A 2,440-nucleotide genomic window follows, 5' to 3' on the forward strand; every position below is an offset into this window, starting at 1 on the left:
GATCAGACGGACCTGGTCCAAAGGTATGTTGCCCGGTGTCTTTCCCGTTCCCATCACTCTGGCGCGTGACGTCGAGCGCTGGCCCTTCGACAGCTATTACACCGGGCCGATCACCGTTTCGCTGTTCACCGCTGAGGGACAACTGCCCGAACGCGCCAACATCACGTTCGTCGATCGGCTGACCGGATGGAAAGTCGACGTGCGTCGGGTGAACAACGTCAGTGCGTCGGCGCCCTACGAGGTCGACTTGCAACGATCGGCGAGCACGATGGTGTTCGCGATCGTCATCCTCTGCATTTTCGTGGCGATCGCCGCTGTCGGCTTGTTTGTCGCGATCAAGACCGTTCGCGACCCGCGCAGGTTTCAGTCGCCGATGACCACGTGGTACGCCGCCATGCTGTTTGCGGTGCTGCCGCTGAGGAACGCGCTTCCGGGTTCGCCGTCGTTCGGGAGCTGGATCGATCTCACCATCGTCATGTGGGTGCTGGTGGCTCTGGTGGTCTCGATGCTGCTTTACATCGGGGCCTGGTGGCGAGCGACAACTAAGTCCACACCTGAGTCCTGAGAGGCAAACGACACAACATGATTCGGTTCCGGATACCGGACAAGGTGCCCCGAAGTCCAGATACGTCTGCGCGAGAACCAATTTCGACCATCGCGCGAGGGCGTCCACTACGACGACGGGACCAGGTGCCAGCATTCTGACAAGCCGAGTACAGCCGACTCACAGGAACTACCGCATAAAATGGATGGACTGTCCGGGCCATCGATCCGCGGGGTGAGAGCAGGTGTTGCGCAAAGCTGGGACTTTGTGCGACTGCACACAATTCGCTGAACCTGAGAAACGCGGATGATCGGCCTGAGAATTGTAAGTGGTTGCTACCGCAAGTGGGCGTCAAGATGGCGTTATGATTTTGTTTGCCATGCGTTAAGAAACATAATGGGATGCCCGGACGGTCAAGACATTGAGCCGATGGGCTTCCTGGACCGACAAATCTGGCGCCGTCCGACTGGCGCTCAGCCGAACCGTCTTTGGAAAGAGGGGGAGATGCTTTCCACGACCGTTGAACCCGAATGTCTACAGCGGCCGTTCGTAACGTCGTACGCGATGATCGGCCCGCGTATCGGCGAGGCGGCCGCTCACAGCGCGCCGACACGAGAAGCAACAAAAGTCTTGGCGGACAACATCATTCACCCCACAGCCGATCGCATCGAGGCGTATGGCGCCACCGCGCGGGCTATTTCGACCGCGGTGCACTGAAGGGGTTACTGAGCAATGGATTTCGGGACCTATCCGCCGGAGATCAACTCCCTTCGAATGTATACCGGGCCGGGGGCGGCGCCGATGCTCACCGCCGCACAGGCTTGGCAAGGGCTGGCCGCCGAACTACATTCGGCGGCCAGCTCATATCAGTCGGTGGTTTCGAGCCTGACCACTGGGCAGTGGCTGGGACCCGCATCAGCGTCGATGGCCGCCGCCGCAGCGACGTACGTCACGTGGCTCAACGCCACCGCCGCACAGGCCGAGGAAACGGCCGCGCAAGCCAAAACGGCGGCCACCGCCTACCAAACGGCGTTCATGTCGACCGTGCCGCCATCCACGGTCGCCGCCAACCGAAGCCAGCTGATGACGCTCGTGGCGACGAACCTGTTCGGCCGAAACACCCAGAAAATCGCCACCAACGAGGCTCAGTACGCCGAGATGTGGGCCCAGGACACCGCGGCGATGTACGGGTATGCCGCTTCGGCGGCCTCCGCGACGTCACTGACACCGTTCAACCCGCCCCAACAGAACACCAACCCGACCGGGTCGGCCAACCAAGCCGTGGCGGCCAGTCAAGCTACTGGCACCGCGGCCGGCAACGCACAGAGTACGATCCAGCGAGCGTTTTCGTCGGTGCCCAACGCGCTGCAGAGTCTGGCAACCGCCGCGCCGGCGGCCGCCACGTCCGCGCAGGCGGGCGATCCGCTGGGCACGCTGAGTGACCTGATCAGCATTTTTCTCGACGCACCGTCAGCCATCGCCACCTTTGCTGCCGACATACCATTCGGCGTGGTCGGGGTGACGGCGCTGCCCTTGGACATCATCGGTGCCGGGACCGGTTTGCACACCGACAAGATCGTCAGCGGTTGGGACGGGGAAGCGCCCTGGCCGGAGACCGGAGAGCAGCCGCCCACGGCCTTCCCGGCGCGTATCACGGGCCCGATAGCGCCGTCGGCCGTGACGGCCCTATCGGCGGGCCTGGGTGAAGCCAACACAGTCGGCGCGTTGTCCGTGCCGCCGACGTGGGCCGTCTCGACACCGGCGGTACGCCCCATCTCTTACACGCTGCCGGCGCTGCCGGAAAGCGGTGCCGGCGCCGTCCCCGCGGTGGCCGCCGAAGCCAGCTCAAGCAGCACGCTCAGCGAAATGGCGCTGGCCGGCATGGCGGGTCGGGCC

General features: G+C 63.7%; 3 protein-coding genes. All 3 read left to right on the forward strand.

The features are described 5' to 3' along the window. Positions 1–565, forward strand: a 565-nt coding sequence (locus WAN02_RS21130; RefSeq protein ID WP_422266171.1) for a DUF4436 family protein, incomplete at its 5' end; no start/stop codon positions are given. Between the two features lie 408 nt (positions 566–973). Beyond that, positions 974–1,261 carry a hypothetical protein gene (locus WAN02_RS21135; protein ID WP_422266172.1) on the forward strand — a complete coding sequence of 96 codons (288 nt, stop codon included), beginning with the start codon at positions 974–976 and terminating at the stop codon, positions 1,259–1,261. A gap of 15 nt (positions 1,262–1,276) precedes the next feature. Continuing rightward, a partial coding sequence (locus WAN02_RS21140) for a PPE family protein (RefSeq protein WP_422266173.1) occupies positions 1,277–2,440 on the forward strand: 1,164 nt, incomplete at its 3' end.

This window comes from Mycobacterium sp., from assembly GCF_049281135.1.
In the GTDB taxonomy this organism is placed as follows: Bacteria; Actinomycetota; Actinomycetes; order Mycobacteriales; family Mycobacteriaceae; genus Mycobacterium.